The organism is Methylophilus sp., from assembly GCF_035460085.1.
Lineage (GTDB): Bacteria > Pseudomonadota > Gammaproteobacteria > Burkholderiales > Methylophilaceae > Methylophilus.
On the sequence record NZ_DATHWZ010000090.1, the window covers coordinates 46022 to 62276 of the forward strand.

The window sequence follows — 16255 nt, forward strand, 5'->3', positions numbered from 1 at the left end:
TTTAGCTCAAGATAGAAAGTAAAAGTAATAAAGCAAAGTAGTTAATTTTAAAAAATGAAAATCAGGTGTTTGGAGAAATTATGAAATCAATTAAATGTTTACTGGCCTTAGTCGCACTGTCATTTTCACTGCAGGCATTCGCATTGTCTGACGAAGATTACATGGCATTCACCGAGGCTTTAACCGGTGGTAATGTGAAAGTGGTTAAAAAATTCGTGGAGTCAGATCCGACGTTAATCAACCAGAAATTTTTTGCTTGGGAACCTTTGCAAATGGCTGCTTCCAAGGGTCAAATGGAGGTGGTGAAATACCTGATTTCAAAAGGTGCTGATAAAGACTATGTTCATCCAGCCAGCCAGAACACCGCTTTTCATATGGCTGCTTTTATTGGTGACGAAAAATTAATGAGATATCTGGCCGCGCAAGGGGCTGATGTGAATAAAAAACTGAAAGGTGATGTTTCACTGATCCGTTATTTCAGAGAAGAACACAACGAAAAAATGGTTGCGTTACTCACAGAGCTTGGCACTAAAGATGACGGCTGTAAGGAAGAAAAGTGCTTTTAATGCTTGATAAATACCATCATTAAATAAAAAACGGTCATGTTTTCATGGCCGTTTTTTTTGCATTCAATCCCCGTCATTCAGCTATGTAATGTTGAGTAAGATGATTCTCTAATGTAACCTGAGTCACGCACATCCCTGCTTTGACTTTAGAATAATATAAAACAAGAATAATGAAACCAGTCTTTGGGGGAATGATGAAACGATTGCAACTTAGTATTGCACTATCTTGTTGCTGGATGTGGATAGCATCTTTTTCACTTTATGCTGAAGAAAATAATGCACAAAAAAATATCTCTCACGCGACAACGACGTTAGCTGCCTCTTGTGCTGCTTGCCATGGGCCGCAAGGCAACAGTTTGGGGGGAACGCCCACCCTCGCGGCGCTGAATAAGGAATATTTTATTCAACGCATGCAGGGTTTTAAAAATGGGGCAATCTCATCTACCGTGATGCATCATCATGCCAAGGGGCTCAAGGATGAGGAAATCACCGCATTGGCAAGTTACTTTGCTACCCAGCAAAGACACACGCCCACAGTAGCGCCACACCAGCCTTTTGAGGGAGCACAATAATGCGACTGAACAAACACCTCACTTCCGCCCATGACCTGTCATCCCGCAGACAATTCGTACGCTCAGTCATCTATGGCGGCCTCGCTTTTTATGGCATGCCGGCTTTTGCACGTGCCAGTAAACCGCCACTGGGACATGTCGTTATCGTAGGCGCCGGATTTGCCGGGCTGACAGCCGCCAAATATTTGCGCGAATGGAGTATGGGCAATATCAAGGTCAGTATTGTTGAGCCGAATCCACAATTTATTTCCTGCCCGCAAAGTAACCTGGTGTTAGGTGGCAGCCGCACGCTGGATGAATTAAGTTTTTCCTATGATTTGGCACGCAAGCGGCATGGCCTGCAATGGATTAAAGATACGGTCACTGCGGTAGATATCGCAAACAAACAGGTCACCTTGTCACGCGGAAATTTACGTTATGACCGCCTGGTGCTGGCGCCAGGTGTAGATTTTGATTACAGCCGAATCCCTGGAATGTCTTCACCGGTTGATGATGTTCCACATGCCTGGAAAGCGGGCAGGCAAACCTTGCAATTACACCAGCAACTTGAAAGCATGCCGGATGGCGGCGTGTTTGTGATGACGATTCCGGCGGCCCCCTACCGTTGCCCCCCCGGGCCTTATGAACGCGCTTGCCAGGTCGCACATTATTTAAAACAAAACAAGCCACGTAGTAAAGTGATTATCCTGGATGCCAATGCTGATATCACCTCTAAAAAAGGCTTGTTTCTGCAGAGCTTTCAAGGCGCCTATCAGGGCATCATTGAATACCATAACAACAGTAGCATCCTGCAATTAGATACCGCCAGTAAAACTATCAAGACAGACTTTGAGACAGTCAAAGCGGATGTCTTAAATGTTATTCCGCCGCAATTAGCAGGCAAAGTGGCTCAAACTGCGGGGTTGGCAAATGTGGATCAGCGCTGGTGTGAAGTAGACTTTACGACCTATGCTTCAAACGTAAACCCGGATATACATATCATTGGTGACAGTATTTCGGCAGGTTTGCCGAAATCTGCCCATATGGCCACTTCGCAAGCCAAAATCTGCGCCGCCGCTATAGTCGATATTCAGTCCGGTATCCCGCCGAATCCGCTGCCGGTATTTGCCAACACCTGCTACAGTTTTGTCGACGATAAACAGGCTATGCATGTGGCCAATGTCTACCGTTATGATCCCGCCAAAAAATCCATGGTATCCGCCGAAGGCGGTGGCGTATCCACCAAGGCCTCAGTACAGGAGGGTGACTATGCACAAGCCTGGGCGCAGAACATCTGGGCAGACACGTTGACATAATGGCTGAGCGCTTGAATTTTGACATCGCAATTAAACTATCAAAACGCCTGCTGTCGGGCATTTTCGGATTATGTAGTTTCATCGCTATAGCTATTACGCAAACCCAGGCTTTTGCACAGTCCGAGATCACGGCTCAAAAACAAACGACAACACCAGTTTCGCTGAAACAAGACCCAAAAGTGCAAACGGCGTTGTCCAGATTAACAATAGCAAATGGTCTAAAAATCGAACTTTTCAGTGATGTAAGCCAATGGGGCTCGCCTCGCATGATGGCTCTGGACAAGCAGGGACGCTTGCTGGTGAGCATGACTGATCAAGGTCGCATTATTCGATTGAACCGGCAGGCAGAAGTTGAAATGATTGCCCAGGGACTGGATACGCCGCATGGCATCGCGCTGCTGGGCGAGGATTTGTTGATTGCCGAGCAGACAGGCGTGGTGAAACTGGCGAAACAAGGTGATCACTGGGGCTCACCGCAGCCGTTCATCCGCAACCTGCCAGGCGGCGGGCACAGCGCGAAAACGGTAAAAGTATCTCCTGATGGTTTTATCTATATCAATGTCGGTTCCAGCTGCAATGTATGCCTTGAAGAGAATGCCATGCGGGCCACCTTACTCAGGTTTACTGCAGATGGCCGGCCGGCTGGGGCTTTGCAAACGGTTGGCTGGCATAAACAAGGTGCCATCTGGGCTACCGGGCTGCGCAACACGCAAGGGTTTGCCTGGCAGCCTGAGACAGGCGACCTGTTTGCTACCAATAATGGCGCCGATAACAGGAGTAGCTCAAAAAATGGTCCCGTGAATGATGATTTGCCGCCCGAGCATGTCAACCTCATAGAACCAGGTAAACACTATGGCTGGCCGCATTGCTGGGCAGATCCGAAAAATGCCGGGCAAATGTTTAAAGACCCAAACTTTGGGGGCGAAACCGATATTTGCAAGCAATCGCAAGCACCTGCCATGACCTTGCCGGCACATAGCACACCCATAGGGATCACATTTTTACACCAGAGTCGTTTGCCGGAAACCATGAAAGAAGATGCAATTGTCGCTTTGCACGGCTCATGGAATCGAAAGCAACCGAGTGGATATGCTTTATACCGTGTAAACTTCAGGAACCATCAGCCTGTCGCCACCGTCCCATTCATTGAAGGTTGGTTGCAAGGCAACCAGTCGTGGGGAAGGCCAGTGGATGTGATTGTTGGCGCTGACGGCTGGTTATATGTCAGTGATGATCAAACTGGCTGGATTTATCGTATTCGAAGCGACTGAATCAGGTTGCAATCTCTAAGCGGAATCCCCACTTGGGAAATAGAATCAGCCTAGCAGCTGATATTAAGAGGAGCAAGACATGAAACAAATTTTAATCGCTGCTGGTGGCTTGATTTGTGCAAGCTGGATCAGTCTCTCAAGCGCGGCTACCACCCCGGCTTTGGTTATTCAGGTACCGGATACGTTTTACCAGCACCCGGTACGTTTATTAAACCCTTATGCCAATTACTGGCATAACCGTGGAGAATCGGCAGATAAAGTGAGCGCATCTGCTTTTCAGTCACAGCATTACACAACCTCCAGTTGCAAAGCAGATGCGAATGGCCAGGCGTTGGTGGTGATTGAGCCAAATATGTTTTACAACCCGCAAATGGGCGTATTTCATAGCCAGATCACTGCCCGTGTTTACACCAAAGCCAGCGCAGAGAGCGCCTTGGGCAAACCATTATTGACTGCCAAAGGCGAAGGCCAGTCGCGAGGCTGGATTACCTACAATGTTGAAAACTTTGCCCAGAAATCTTACCAGCAGGCATTCAACCAGGTAATCGAGAAATTACAGAAAGATCCTGTCTTCAAACAATCGGTAGAGCAGGGTTCTGTACAGAATTTTGAAGCACTATGCGATAGTATCAATACCATTACTCAACCAAAACTATTCTTTTAGGAGCAACCATGTTGTCTGGCTATCGTCACCGTGTTATTTCAAGCCTGTTTGCAGCAACGCTTTTTTCCCTAGCCAGCCATAGCTATGCTCATGGGTTAGACCCGGTTAACGGATTATTGACACCTGAATCAGTCATCCAGGCAGCAGATGGCAAGCTCTATGTATCAGAAATCAACGAGTTTGGTAAAGATGGTGATGGCCAGATTCGCGTGATTGATCATGGCAAATCCAGCGTGCTGGTGCAGGGGCTGGATGACCCAAAAGGATTGACTATCATCGGCAGTGACCTGTTTGTAGCTGATAAAAGCAGAATCTGGCGTGTGCCTCTCAACCAATCCCCAGTCAAAGCGGAAGTGCATATTGCAGCGACTGAGTTTCCTCAAGTGCCGCAATTCTTGAATGACCTGGCTGCAGATGCAAATGGCAACCTCTATGTTAGTGACAGTGGCGATATCATGGGTACGGGCAAAGGCGGTGCTATTTATAAAATCACTCCGCAACGCAAACTCACCTTGGTGATTGATGGCAAAGCAGATCCGCGTGTCCTGGCACCAAACGGTTTGTTGGCCGATGCCAAAGGCGAGCACCTGTTAATCGTGGATTTCACCTCCGGTATTCTTTACAACTATGACTTGGCTGGACGCAAGTTACAGGAAATCGCCAGTGGTTTTGGCGGGGCCGATGGCATCGTTCGCCAGGCAAACGGCACGATTTATGTAAGTGACTGGAAAAACGGCAAAGTTTACCGTGTTGATAACGACAAGGCTGTGTTGCTTAAAGAAGGCTATCAATCAGCTGCGGATATCGCATTGAGCCAGGATGACCACCACTTGCTGGTGCCGGACATGAAAGCTGGCGCACTGGATGTTATCCGCCTGAAATAGCGACTCTGTCACTCGCAGGCAAAAAAAACCACGCTTGCGCGTGGTTAAAGTGAGAGGATACACACGAAACCGCTAATTGCCTCAGCTATACCGCAGGGAATACAGCTAGCCTTGGCAACATCACAGTGACTTGCTTTGCGCAGTTTTTTTGTCAACCTCCTTTTGGGGATTGACCACTGGCTGCGCACCAGCGTGTTTGGCAGACCTGAGATGCTTGTTCATCTCGACTTGTTCTTGAGGAGTCGGGTTGGTTCTCGCAGTACAGGCAATCGAAACCAGCAAGCCCAGCATTACGATTGAACGCTTCCTCATCATCGCTCCTTACATATGTTCCAATGGCGCTTTTTTTAATGTTTTCATCGCACGGCGACATGTATTCCGTGTCATCACGATTGCAGAATACGCCCCTCCCCTTACAGCCAACTTACAAACCAAAAAGACAGATAATTTGGAGTACACTGCACTCGTTCATATTGATTGGCAGACATAATGCGCTTATTAATTGTTGAGGATGATCTGGTCATTGCAAATGGGTTGGTACGTGTACTGACGCAGGCAGAATACGCAGTGGATCATGTAGCAGATGGCAAGCAGGCAATCCGTGCGATTCAGGATGGCGTTTATGACCTCGTCATCCTGGACCTGGGATTGCCGACCATGGACGGCACGCAGGTATTATCACATTTGCGACAACAGGCGAATCCGGTGGCGGTGCTGATACTGACAGCCCGGGAAGATATGGCTACACGAGTACAGGCGCTGGATCTCGGTGCCGATGACTTCCTCACCAAACCGTTCCACCTTGAAGAACTTGAAGCGCGCGTGCGTGCGCTCATAAGGCGCAGTAAACTTGGCAACAACCTACCGCTTCAATGCGGCAACCTGAAGCTTGATGTGCCTAACAAGTTAGCCAGTATCAATGAGCAACCCATCACCTTGTCCGCCCGCGAACTCCACCTGCTGGAAACCCTGATGATGCGCATGGGCAAGATTATTGCAAAAGAGCAGATCATGGAATCACTGTGTAATTGGGATGAGTCGCTCGGTGACAACGCGATTGAGGTCTATATCCACCGCCTGCGCAAAAAGATAGAACCCAGTGGTGCGCATATCCGCACCGTGCGTGGACTGGGTTATATGCTGGAAGCTGAACATCCTAATCCATGATGGCACCGCCTCGCTCACTTAAAAACCAGTTAAGGTTATGGTTGCTGCTCACCATGCTGGTTGTTTTGGGTATATCAGCTGCCATTTCATACTCGCGTGCCTTGCATTATGCGACCCAAGCTTATGACCAGGCACTGCTGCGGACCGTGCTGGCGCTTTCCGATGAGGTGATCGTCGATGAGCATAACCAGGTCAAGATCGAACTGCCCGAAATCGCCAGCCATTTATTGAGTTATAACGAAGGCGATCATATCTATATCCGCATCACCGCCCCTGATGGGAAACTGGTGTTTGGCGAAGCTCACCTGCCCCTGCCTTCACATCCGGTGATTGGCAATCAAGAGGTGTATTACAACAGCACGTATAAAGACGAGCCCATCCGCGTCGTTACCTTTGCGTTACCGGTCAGCCCAGACGCCAACGCGCGCAATATCCTGATCAGCATGGCAGAAACGACGGCAAAACGTGATGCCATGGTGGCGGAAATGGTAGAGGAAATGCTACTGCCACAGGTATTGATGATGATTCTGGCGGCGATTGTCATCGAGTTAGGCATTTTCTTCGCACTCAAGCCGATGCAGGATTTGAAAGATGCACTCCATGAGCGTTCTCACCGCGACCTGAGTTCACTGGATACTGACTCTACCCCGCTAGAGCTGCAACCTTTAGTGCAAGCGATGAATGCATTATTAAGCCGTGTCAAAGCCGGCTTACAGCAGCAGCAGCAATTTATTGCCGACGCTTCGCACCAGTTGCGTACCCCGATTGCCGGTTTGCAGGCACAAGCCGAGCTGGCGCTGCGCAGCGATCCACCTGAATCTGTGAAAGAACCTCTCAATTTCATCCTGCGCAGTACCACACGGCTGTCCCATTTGATCCAGCGCCTGCTCAGCATGGCCAGGACGGATGCAGCCACCACACAACTGAAATTCCAGCCAGTATCGCTGACTGATATTATTTATGAAGAATGCGCACGCTGGATTGGCCCCGCCAGTGACAAAGGTCTGGAACTTGAAGTATTGATTGAGACACAGCAGGACCATGTCTGGGGAGATGCCTTGATGCTCTCGGAAATGCTGAATAACCTGCTGGAAAATGCCGTTCTTTACACGCCTACACAAGGCTTGGTACAGATCCGGCTGTGGCATGCAGGAAAACATGTCTTCCTCCAAGTGATGGATAGCGGGATTGGTATTCCGCCAGAACACAAAGCATTGATATTCGAACGTTTTCATCGACTGAATCCCAATCAAGGGAACGGCTGCGGCCTGGGATTAGCCATTGTTGCCGAAGTCGCCGAACATCATAACGCCACCATTACCCTCAGCACAGGGCTCGAACACCCGGTCACCCACGACACCGGCAGCCAATTCACGGTAAAATTCACGTGCTATGACACCCTGCCTCAGAACACACGCGCTGCAAGCACTGACCCTAAGTGACCCGCAATTGAAATGCACACTGGTGCATAGGCTATGGGAAGACTTTAGTGCGGGCAAGCTGCCATTAAATCCATCAGCACGATTAGCTGCTGACGCAACAATCCCGGGAAGACCTGCCCGCCCGGCACTGGTTGCACCCAGGCTGCTTAAACGCCGTGCCATGAATACCATTGAAGGGCGTGCTGCCTTGATCCATGCGCTCGCACATATCGAATTCAATGCCGTCAACCTCGCGCTTGATGCTGTCTGGCGCTTTAGCGAAATGCCGGTGGTCTATTACAGCGACTGGCTACAAGTGGCCAAAGAAGAGGCTTATCACTTTACGCTGTTGCAAAACCACCTACATACGCTTGGATTTACATATGGTGATTTTGATGGCCATAACAGTTTGTGGGAAATGGTCGAAAAAACGCAATCTGATGTACTGGCACGCATGGCGCTTGTTCCGCGCACGCTGGAAGCGCGAGGCTTGGACGCCAGCCCGCCGTTAAAACAAAAACTGGCACAAGCAGGTGACCATGCTGCCGCCGCCATACTGGATATTATTCTGCATGACGAAATCGGCCATGTTGGCATTGGTAACCGCTGGTATCACTGGCTATGTGATCAGCGTGGCCTGGATGCACTGAAGACTTTTGACCAGTTATGCCAGGCGTTCAAAGCGCCGCAACTAAAACCGCCTTTTAACATGGATGCGCGTAAAAAAGCCGGATTTACCGAACAGGAATTAGCTTATCTGAATGGCGAGTTTACTTAAGCTCACGGTTTATGACAGCCTCAATACTTATCAGGTGAGAGCATCCGCATCACCCGTCCAACCTGTCCAGTCACTTCGGGATCACATCTCCGCAGCCTTGCACTTGCAACCGTCTATTTTTAGTCTCGATACCCGGCAAATCTTTGGTTTTAAAAGAATAAACTGCAAATTGATAGAAGAACTATCTTCTGTTTACTCAATCGTAATGTGCATGGGTTAGTTACAATGAGAGTTCATATTTAACCTGCCAAAGATGACCGTCAGGTGTTTTAAATGATACAACAAGGAACTAAGTGAAATGAATTGCGGCAAGTGTAATCCCCAGCAACTGGGAATCGATTTCTCAATGGCTTTCCAGCCGATTGTTGCATTCAATGAAAAGCGCACCTGGGGGTATGAGACCTTGGTTCGTGGGGTCAACAATGAGCCCGCCTCTTTCATTCTGGACCAGGTTAACGAATCAAAAGTGCACAGTTTTGACCAGATCATCAGGTCACGTTCGATCAGGCTTGCCCATTCGCTGCAATTTGACCAGATTCTCTCTATCAACTTCTTGCCTAATGCTGTCTATAAACCTGAAAACTGTATTCAGTCGACCCTGAAGGTGTGTGATGAATTGGGTTTTGATAAAAAACGCATTATGTTCGAGGTGACAGAAATAGAAAAAATCACTGACCATGCCCATTTAAAGAATATTTTTACCGAATACAAAAAACACCAGTTCCTGACGGCGATTGATGACTTTGGCGCAGGTTATTCCGGACTGAACCTGCTGGCTGAGTGGCAACCGGATATTATTAAACTGGACATGAATTTGATTCGCGATATTGATCAGAATAAAACCAAGCAATTAATCGTGAAAAGTATTTTAGATGTATGTAATGGCCTGAATATCAAAGTAATTTCGGAAGGCATAGAAACGGTGGGGGAATTGTCAGTGATGGTGGATTTTGGCGTGGATCTTTTCCAGGGCTATTATTTCGCCAAACCTCTTTTTGAGAATTTACCTGTCGTTCCTGAAGCATGTTTTACCCTGCACGCTTAACCGCTGGTTGATCAAAAAAAAGCAACTTAAAAATGTCTTCTCACTTTAGATCTTGAGCGATTTTAGCTATTTATCTAATACGTTTTATCTAATCCGCTACATTTAAAATTTACGGCCATCAAGAATGTGGACTACCTGAGGCTTCTATTTCTTGTTAAGCCAACCATTGCGCCACTGCGCCCACCACACCGCTCACCACAATGACAATAGCCACATTCAGGCGATATTTGAGCACCGCCGCCAATACAAAGATACTGAGCACAACAGAAAACCATTCTATACCATTCGCCAACCCCTGCGGCCAGTAGATATGCCAGGCAAAAAATAAAGCCAGATTGAAAATAACGCCCACCACGGCGGCAGTCACGGCAGTTAAGGGTGCGGTAAACTTGAGATTTCCATGAGTGGTTTCAATCAAGGGGCCACCAAGGAAAATAAAAATCAGGCTGGGTAAAAAAGTAAAGAACGTCACTATGGTTGCCGCCACAAAGCCTGACAAACCGGCATGGCCAACACCTAGCACTTCGGTGTTCCAGCCACTGACATAAGCAACAAATGTCACTACCATGATCAATGGGCCAGGCGTAGTTTCGCCGAGTGCCAGCGCATCCATCATCTGGTCTGCTGTTAACCACTGATAGTGCTCAACAGCCCCTTGATAAACATAAGGCAATACCGCATAAGCGCCACCAAATGTGAACAGCGCTGCCTTGGTAAAAAACCAGCCCATCTGCGTGAAAGCGCCTTGCCAGCCATACAGGCCAACCAGTATCAGCATAGCTGTTGCCCACAGGCTAATGCCCCATGAGATCACGTGCCGGAAACGCTGCCAGCTAAATATTGCATGGGCCGGGGTCGGAGTAGCGTCATCAATCAATGCCGGATAATGGGTTTGATAGTCGACAGCATGACCGCTGACCTGTTGGAAATAATGAGGCAGGTAATAGCCACCTGCCACACCAGCCAGTGCGGCGAATAAAACAATGAGCGGAAACGGTAGCTTGAAGACAAAAATACCGATAAATGCCAGGATGGCAATGCTCCATAGCAATGGATTTTTCAAGGCTTTGCTACCTATGCGGTAAGCAGCAAACAAAACAATCGCAATCACCGCCGGTTTGATGCCATGAAAAATACCCGCCACGGCGGGAACTGAGCCATACGCCATATATACCCAGCCTAAAGCAACAAGCATGAAAAATGAAGGCAGGAAAAACAGGATGCCGGCTATCAGGCCACCGGCTGTGCGGTGCATGAGCCAGCCAATATAAGTTGCCAGTTGCTGGGCTTCAGGACCTGGCAATATCATGCAATAGTTCAGCGCATGTAAAAAACGGCTTTCGGATATCCAGCGTTTCTGTTCAACCAGGTCGTGGTGCATCAGCGCAATCTGCCCGGCGGGGCCGCCAAAGCTGATACACCCCAACTTGAACCAATACAGACTGGCTTCCGCTAACGAGACGGCTTTAGGGGGAGAGTCTGTTTCAGTACTTAAACTCATGACGCTGCCTTTTCAACAGTACTGGGCTCATTGTGATCATTTGCCAATATGACGACAATGGCATCACAACTACATGATTAACATGTTTGCCACGCCATCCAGGCCGACGAAATTCAATGCATATTTGGCTTGTTGCTGCACCACAGGCTTGGCGTGATACGCCACCCCTACTTCGGCGACAGACATCATTTTCAGATCATTGGCGCCATCACCAATTGCTATCGTCTGTTTGGCTGTTAAACCAAGTTGATCGCGCAACTTGACTAGCTCATCGGCCTTACGTTGGGCATCGACAATATCGCCCAGCACTTGCCCGGTCAGTTTGCCATCAACGATTTCCAGCGTATTCGAAACTGCATAATCAAGCCCCAGTGTTTTTTGTACATAATTGGCAAACACGGTAAAGCCGCCAGAAACCACCATGGTTTTGATACCGTGTTCTTTACAGATACCTATCCAATGCTGTACACCGGGATTAAAGCGCAAACGTTCATCAATTACCTGCTGCAACGCTGATTCCGTCAACCCCTTGAGCAGGGCAACACGCTTACGCAAACTGGCAGAAAAATCCAGCTCGCCGCGCATGGCCGCTTCGGTAATCTCTGCCACCTGCGGTTTGATGTGCATCATATCTGCGATTTCATCTATGCATTCGATCGAAATCAGGGTGGAATCCATATCCATGACGCACAGGCCAAATTTTGCCAGGCGATGCGCGTCTTCAACCAATGCATAATCAATTTGCTGACTGGCACAAAACGCTTTCACTTCGACATAATCGCCATCGGCAACCGGCAGGTAATACGCATGCTGAGCGACTTGTGCAAACTGGTTGTAGCCGCCAACCAGGCCATGAATGTGCGTGAGATGCGCCATGCTGATGGCAGGCCCTTGAACCACTAAACGCATGATGAAATCAACTCGAATGTAAATGCTGGATTATACCAGTGGAAGCCACAAAGCCTGATTTGTATTGTTGAGGGCATATTTCTGTTTTAGGATTTTCACGCGCGATGGTATGCTTGCCAAAAAATTTGAAAACATTAGTTCTCAACATCTTACCTGGGGAAAGTAATGAAACAAGATTCTCAAACGTTACCATGGCTGAACTTGCCTAACCTGCCATTGCCACTTAAGGCATTATTCGTCGGTTATTTGCTGGTGATTGGCGTTGGCTTGTGCATGGCCGGTCTGCAGATCATGCTGACACACGGCATGGCTGATGGTAAATTTGGTTTGTCCGTGAACGACATTGTTTATAGCTATTATGGCGACCGCAGCGGCACCAAACTGGCGAGCAAGCTAAACGGCTCCATGTCTGACAAGGCGCCGCTTGAAGTACGCCAGGATATCATCAAATGGGCGCAGTTGGGCGCACCCCAAGACCAGTGGGAATCGCATTACAAACAGGTTTTTGCCCAGCACTGTGTCATGTGCCACAGTAATATTCCCGGTATTCCCGACTTTACCAAATATGAAGAAGTGAAAGCGCGTGCCGAAGTGAACGAAGGCGCTACCATCAGTGGCCTGACCAGGGTGTCGCATATCCACTTGTTCGGTATCAGTTTTATCTTCTTTTTCATCGGCCTGATTTTCAGCTTTGCGGTGAATGTGCCGAAAACAGCGAAAGTGATCGCTATTGGCTTCCCGTTTGCGTTTTTGATCGCCGACGTTATGTCCTGGTGGCTCACTAAGTGGTCGCCGCATTTCGCCTGGCTGACCATTATTGGCGGTATGGGTTACAGCCTCGCTTCCACTTACATGTGGGTGATCAGCATGTACCAGATGGTCGTGTTATCGCGCAATGGCAAAGTCTATGGCAATGCCTGGGCACAAGACCTGTAGTCCATTGCCCTCACACTAAACAAAAAACCGTACTCAAGTACGGTTTTTTTGTTTGTAGCCTAGCTTTGAGTGGGTATTTGCGCGAAAATGACAGCTTAATCATAAAAACAGTTTATTTCATGAATCTGCACGAATATCAGGCCAAACAATTACTGCAAAAGTATGGTTTGGTCACACCTGCCGGCCTGGTGGTCCAATCCGAAGAAGCCGCTGCAGCGGCTACCAAAGAACTGGGTGGAGAAGCCTGGGTGGTGAAAGCCCAGGTACATGCTGGTGGCCGCGGTAAAGCTGGTGGTGTAAAAGTGGTGAAATCCGCCCTGGAAGCACAGACAGTGGCTGGCGGCTTGCTCGGCAAACACCTGGTGACGTATCAGAATGCGCCTGATGGCCAGCCTGTGCATCAGGTACTGGTAGAGCAAACGCTGCCGATTGCACGAGAACTGTATCTTTCAATGCTGGTAGACCGCAGCCTGGAACGCGTGGTCATGGTCGCTTCGAGTGCGGGCGGCATGGATATTGAGGAAATTGCGGCCACGCAACCGGACAAGATTCTGCAGGAAATCTGCGATCCTTTGAACGGTCTTGTGGATTACCAGGCGCGTAACCTGGCATTCGGCCTGGGTTTGAGCGGCGACCAGATTGCGGCTTTTACCAAGCTGGCCAAAGGCTTGTACAAACTATTCAAGGATAACGATTTATCCTTGCTGGAAATCAACCCGCTGGTGGTGACCAGCGAAGGAAAACTGGTCGCACTCGATTGCAAAATGACCGTCGATGATAACGCGCTATATAGGCAGAAACCGTTTGCAGAAATCCGCGACTGGTCACAGGACGATGCCAAGGAAGCTGAAGCACATCACAGCGGACTCAATTACATTGCCCTGAACGGCAATATCGGCTGTATGGTCAACGGCGCTGGTCTAGCAATGGCGACCATGGACCTGATAAAACTGCATGGCGGCATGCCGGCCAACTTCCTCGATGTCGGCGGTGGCGCCACGGCTGAAACCGTGACCAAGGCATTCAAAATCATCCTGGCTGACCAGAACGTGAAAGCCATCCTGGTGAATATTTTTGGCGGCATCATGCGCTGCGACATTATTGCGACAGGCATCATCACGGCAGTGAAAGAAGTCGGCATGACTATTCCGGTGGTCGTGCGCCTGGAAGGCACTAACGTAGAACTGGGCAAACAAATGTTGCGCGAAAGCGGCCTGAATATTATCTCGGCAGAAGGTTTGACCGATGGGGCGAAACAGGCAGTTAAAGCAGTAAGCGAAGGTGTGTAGTCATGGCGATTCTAATCAATAAAAATACCAAAGTATTGTGCCAGGGCTTTACCGGTAAACAGGGCACATTCCATTCTGAACAGGCCTTGGCTTACGGTACCCAGATGGTCGGTGGCGTGACACCAGGCAAAGGCGGTCAGCAGCATTTGAACCTGCCAGTGTTTAACACAATGCGCGAAGCCGTGAAAGAAACCCAGGCCAATGCCAGCGTGATTTATGTGCCGCCGCCATTTGCTGCCGACTCCATTTTGGAAGCTGCCGATGCAGGTATAGAACTGATCGTCTGCATCACGGAAGGTATCCCGGTACTGGACATGCTGAATGTGAAAGCGGCCTTGCTTGCTAATGGCACCAAACTGATTGGTCCAAATTGCCCGGGCGTGATCACGCCAGACGAATGCAAAATCGGCATTATGCCGGGTAGCATCCATAAACGCGGCAAAGTGGGCGTGGTCTCCCGCTCCGGCACATTGACTTACGAGGCAGTGCATCAAACCTCTGCGCTTGGCTTGGGTCAAACCACCTGTGTCGGCATTGGTGGCGACCCCATCAAAGGTCTGAACTTTATTGATTGCCTGGCACTCTTCCAGAATGACCCGGAAACCGAAGCGATAATCATGGTCGGTGAAATTGGGGGTAGCGATGAAGAAGCCGCGGCTGACTTTATCAAACACCACGTGACCAAACCAGTGGCTGCTTACATTGCGGGCTTAACCGCACCTAAAGGTAAACGCATGGGCCATGCCGGAGCCATCATCTCAGGCGGCTCTGGTCGTGCAGAAGACAAAATCACAGCCCTGGAATCTGCAGGCTGCGTGGTAGCTGACTCCCCCGCCGGCCTGGGTGAAGCGGTATTGGCGGCGATTCAACGTGCTGCAAAATAAACTGTTAGGAGACAGCATGAAGCGTATTCCACGGACCACATACTGGACCAGCCTGTTGTTGTGCGGCACCGTGCTGTTGCTTGGCCTATCCCTGACAACTGAAGCTGCAAGCAAAAAGAAAAGTAAAGCAGGCCCTGACGAAACGACTATCATAGATAAATCAGCACTGGATGCAGCACCGGTTGATGCTAGCGCAAATATCTCATATCTTTTGATTGCAGCATCCAAAGGTGATGTCGCAACGGTAAAAGCACTGCTTAAAAGCGGTGCCAACCCGAATGTCGCAGATGCTGAAAAAATCACACCTATCATGTATGCCGCACGTAAAAACCAGGCAGAAGTCATACGTGTCTTATTGGAAAGTGGCGCCAGCATTAATGCCAAAGACCAGGGCGGCTGGACTGCACTGATGTTTGCCGCCAAGAAAAATAACCTTGATGCCGTTAAAGTGCTGCTGGATAAGGGCGCTGACGTTAAAGTCCGTGACCCCGACGGCTGGAGTGCGCTTGGTCTTGCCGCTACATCTGGTTACAGTGAGGTGGTTGGCATGATCATTGCAAAAGGCTTCGATGCCAATGTACGTGCCGGGGATGGAAAAACCGTGCTGATGTATGCGGCCAAAAGTGGCGATGTGCCTACCATCACTAAAATTCTTGAGAATGGCGCTGATCCTAACCTGAAAGACAAGTTAGGTACTACCGCGTTGATGATTGCTGCCAGGGAAGGTTTGTCGCCTGCAGTGATTTACCTGGTAGAGCATGGTGCCAAAATCGATGAAGAAGACGAGCATGAATGGACAGCCCTGACCTGGGCAGTCAAAAAAGACCAGCAAGAAGTCGCCAAAGCCCTGCTCGAACGCAAGGCGGATATTGACCATGAAGATAGCGAAGGTACCCCGCTGCTGCATCTGGCGGTCAGCAACAACTCCCCTGACATGGCGGAGCTGCTGATCAAGCACGGTGCAGATGTCAAAACGCGTGATCAATATGGCCTCACCGCCTATGTATATGCGCTTAAAAACCAGAACCCGGCCATGGTCGAACTGATCAAAGCTGCAGGTGGTAAATATTAAT

The 16255-nt window shown here is 49.2% G+C and carries 17 protein-coding genes; 14 read left to right on the forward strand and 3 right to left on the reverse strand.

The genetic code is table 11. From position 1 onward, the window contains the following. The first annotated feature begins 80 nt into the window (after positions 1–80). From VK958_RS12900 to VK958_RS12925, 6 genes are all read left to right on the forward strand, one after another. Positions 81–566: an ankyrin repeat domain-containing protein gene (locus VK958_RS12900; RefSeq protein ID WP_325241986.1), complete on the forward strand. Its 486-nt coding sequence runs from the start codon at positions 81–83 to the stop codon at positions 564–566. Between the two features lie 194 nt (positions 567–760). Beyond that, on the forward strand, positions 761–1138 hold the full coding sequence (locus VK958_RS12905) for a c-type cytochrome (protein WP_325241988.1): 378 nt from the start codon (positions 761–763) through the stop codon (positions 1136–1138). Beyond that, complete coding sequence (locus VK958_RS12910; protein ID WP_325241990.1) at positions 1138–2433, forward strand: NAD(P)/FAD-dependent oxidoreductase; 1296 nt, start codon at positions 1138–1140, stop codon at positions 2431–2433. Before VK958_RS12905 ends, VK958_RS12910 begins: the two co-directional genes overlap by 1 nt. An 11-nt stretch (positions 2434–2444) precedes the next feature. After that, positions 2445–3704 (forward strand): PQQ-dependent sugar dehydrogenase, encoded by a 1260-nt coding sequence (locus tag VK958_RS12915; RefSeq protein ID WP_325241992.1) that lies wholly within the window; start codon positions 2445–2447, stop codon positions 3702–3704. Positions 3705–3783: 79 nt separating this feature from the next. Continuing rightward, positions 3784–4368 (forward strand): hypothetical protein, encoded by a 585-nt coding sequence (locus VK958_RS12920; protein WP_325241994.1) that lies wholly within the window; start codon positions 3784–3786, stop codon positions 4366–4368. An 8-nt stretch (positions 4369–4376) separates the two neighbouring features. Further along, positions 4377–5252 (forward strand): SMP-30/gluconolactonase/LRE family protein, encoded by an 876-nt coding sequence (locus VK958_RS12925; protein WP_325241996.1) that lies wholly within the window; start codon positions 4377–4379, stop codon positions 5250–5252. A gap of 120 nt (positions 5253–5372) precedes the next feature. On the opposite strand, the gene VK958_RS12930 is transcribed toward VK958_RS12925, so the two are convergent. Next, positions 5373–5564, reverse strand: a complete 192-nt coding sequence (locus VK958_RS12930) for a hypothetical protein (RefSeq protein WP_325241998.1) — start codon at positions 5562–5564, stop codon at positions 5373–5375. 177 nt (positions 5565–5741) lie between these two features. Between VK958_RS12930 and VK958_RS12935 the strand changes: the two genes are divergently transcribed. The 4 genes from VK958_RS12935 to VK958_RS12950 all read left to right on the forward strand — a co-directional run bounded on the left by VK958_RS12935 (position 5742) and on the right by VK958_RS12950 (position 9663). Continuing rightward, entirely contained in the window at positions 5742–6419 is a 678-nt protein-coding gene (locus VK958_RS12935) for a response regulator transcription factor (protein ID WP_325242000.1), read from the forward strand. Next, on the forward strand, positions 6416–7861 hold the full coding sequence (locus VK958_RS12940; RefSeq protein ID WP_325242002.1) for a sensor histidine kinase: 1446 nt from the start codon (positions 6416–6418) through the stop codon (positions 7859–7861). The genes VK958_RS12935 and VK958_RS12940 overlap by 4 nt, the downstream gene beginning before the upstream one ends. Continuing rightward, complete coding sequence (locus tag VK958_RS12945; RefSeq protein WP_325242004.1) at positions 7812–8618, forward strand: ferritin-like domain-containing protein; 807 nt, start codon at positions 7812–7814, stop codon at positions 8616–8618. The genes VK958_RS12940 and VK958_RS12945 overlap by 50 nt, the downstream gene beginning before the upstream one ends. Positions 8619–8916: 298 nt before the next feature. Further along, entirely contained in the window at positions 8917–9663 is a 747-nt protein-coding gene (locus VK958_RS12950; protein ID WP_325242006.1) for an EAL domain-containing protein, read from the forward strand. Between the two features lie 154 nt (positions 9664–9817). Here VK958_RS12950 and chrA read toward each other — a convergent pair whose 3' ends face one another. After that, positions 9818–11164: a chromate efflux transporter gene (gene chrA, locus VK958_RS12955; RefSeq protein ID WP_325242008.1), complete on the reverse strand. Its 1347-nt coding sequence runs from the start codon at positions 11162–11164 to the stop codon at positions 9818–9820. 69 nt (positions 11165–11233) lie between these two features. Beyond that, positions 11234–12073 carry a phosphoserine phosphatase SerB gene (gene serB, locus VK958_RS12960; RefSeq protein ID WP_325242010.1) on the reverse strand — a complete coding sequence of 280 codons (840 nt, stop codon included), beginning with the start codon at positions 12071–12073 and terminating at the stop codon, positions 11234–11236. Positions 12074–12238: 165 nt separating this feature from the next. Between serB and VK958_RS12965 the strand changes: the two genes are divergently transcribed. The 4 genes from VK958_RS12965 to VK958_RS12980 all read left to right on the forward strand — a co-directional run bounded on the left by VK958_RS12965 (position 12239) and on the right by VK958_RS12980 (position 16254). Further along, on the forward strand, positions 12239–13009 hold the full coding sequence (locus VK958_RS12965) for an elongation factor-1 alpha (protein WP_325242013.1): 771 nt from the start codon (positions 12239–12241) through the stop codon (positions 13007–13009). A 119-nt stretch (positions 13010–13128) separates the two neighbouring features. Further along, entirely contained in the window at positions 13129–14298 is a 1170-nt protein-coding gene (sucC, locus tag VK958_RS12970; RefSeq protein ID WP_325242015.1) for an ADP-forming succinate--CoA ligase subunit beta, read from the forward strand. Positions 14299–14300: 2 nt separating this feature from the next. Then, positions 14301–15182, forward strand: a complete 882-nt coding sequence (sucD, locus tag VK958_RS12975; protein WP_325242017.1) for a succinate--CoA ligase subunit alpha — start codon at positions 14301–14303, stop codon at positions 15180–15182. 16 nt (positions 15183–15198) lie between these two features. Then, positions 15199–16254: an ankyrin repeat domain-containing protein gene (locus VK958_RS12980; RefSeq protein WP_325242019.1), complete on the forward strand. Its 1056-nt coding sequence runs from the start codon at positions 15199–15201 to the stop codon at positions 16252–16254. The last annotated feature ends 1 nt before the right edge of the window (position 16255 follow it).

Excerpts from the sequence above, each read along its gene's own strand:
- VK958_RS12900 (WP_325241986.1), top strand. The coding sequence starts at position 81 with ATGAAATCAATTAAATGTTTACTGGCCTTAGTCGCACTGTCATTTTCA.
- VK958_RS12905 (WP_325241988.1), top strand. The coding sequence starts at position 761 with ATGAAACGATTGCAACTTAGTATTGCACTATCTTGTTGCTGGATGTGG.
- VK958_RS12910 (WP_325241990.1), top strand. The coding sequence starts at position 1,138 with ATGCGACTGAACAAACACCTCACTTCCGCCCATGACCTGTCATCCCGC.
- VK958_RS12920 (WP_325241994.1), top strand. The coding sequence starts at position 3,784 with ATGAAACAAATTTTAATCGCTGCTGGTGGCTTGATTTGTGCAAGCTGG.
- VK958_RS12925 (WP_325241996.1), top strand. The coding sequence starts at position 4,377 with ATGTTGTCTGGCTATCGTCACCGTGTTATTTCAAGCCTGTTTGCAGCA.
- VK958_RS12930 (WP_325241998.1), bottom strand. The coding sequence starts at position 5,564 with ATGAGGAAGCGTTCAATCGTAATGCTGGGCTTGCTGGTTTCGATTGCC.
- VK958_RS12935 (WP_325242000.1), top strand. The coding sequence starts at position 5,742 with ATGCGCTTATTAATTGTTGAGGATGATCTGGTCATTGCAAATGGGTTG.
- VK958_RS12940 (WP_325242002.1), top strand. The coding sequence starts at position 6,416 with ATGATGGCACCGCCTCGCTCACTTAAAAACCAGTTAAGGTTATGGTTG.
- VK958_RS12945 (WP_325242004.1), top strand. The coding sequence starts at position 7,812 with ATGACACCCTGCCTCAGAACACACGCGCTGCAAGCACTGACCCTAAGT.
- VK958_RS12950 (WP_325242006.1), top strand. The coding sequence starts at position 8,917 with ATGAATTGCGGCAAGTGTAATCCCCAGCAACTGGGAATCGATTTCTCA.
- chrA (WP_325242008.1), bottom strand. The coding sequence starts at position 11,164 with ATGAGTTTAAGTACTGAAACAGACTCTCCCCCTAAAGCCGTCTCGTTA.
- serB (WP_325242010.1), bottom strand. The coding sequence starts at position 12,073 with ATGCGTTTAGTGGTTCAAGGGCCTGCCATCAGCATGGCGCATCTCACG.
- VK958_RS12965 (WP_325242013.1), top strand. The coding sequence starts at position 12,239 with ATGAAACAAGATTCTCAAACGTTACCATGGCTGAACTTGCCTAACCTG.
- sucC (WP_325242015.1), top strand. The coding sequence starts at position 13,129 with ATGAATCTGCACGAATATCAGGCCAAACAATTACTGCAAAAGTATGGT.
- sucD (WP_325242017.1), top strand. The coding sequence starts at position 14,301 with ATGGCGATTCTAATCAATAAAAATACCAAAGTATTGTGCCAGGGCTTT.
- VK958_RS12980 (WP_325242019.1), top strand. The coding sequence starts at position 15,199 with ATGAAGCGTATTCCACGGACCACATACTGGACCAGCCTGTTGTTGTGC.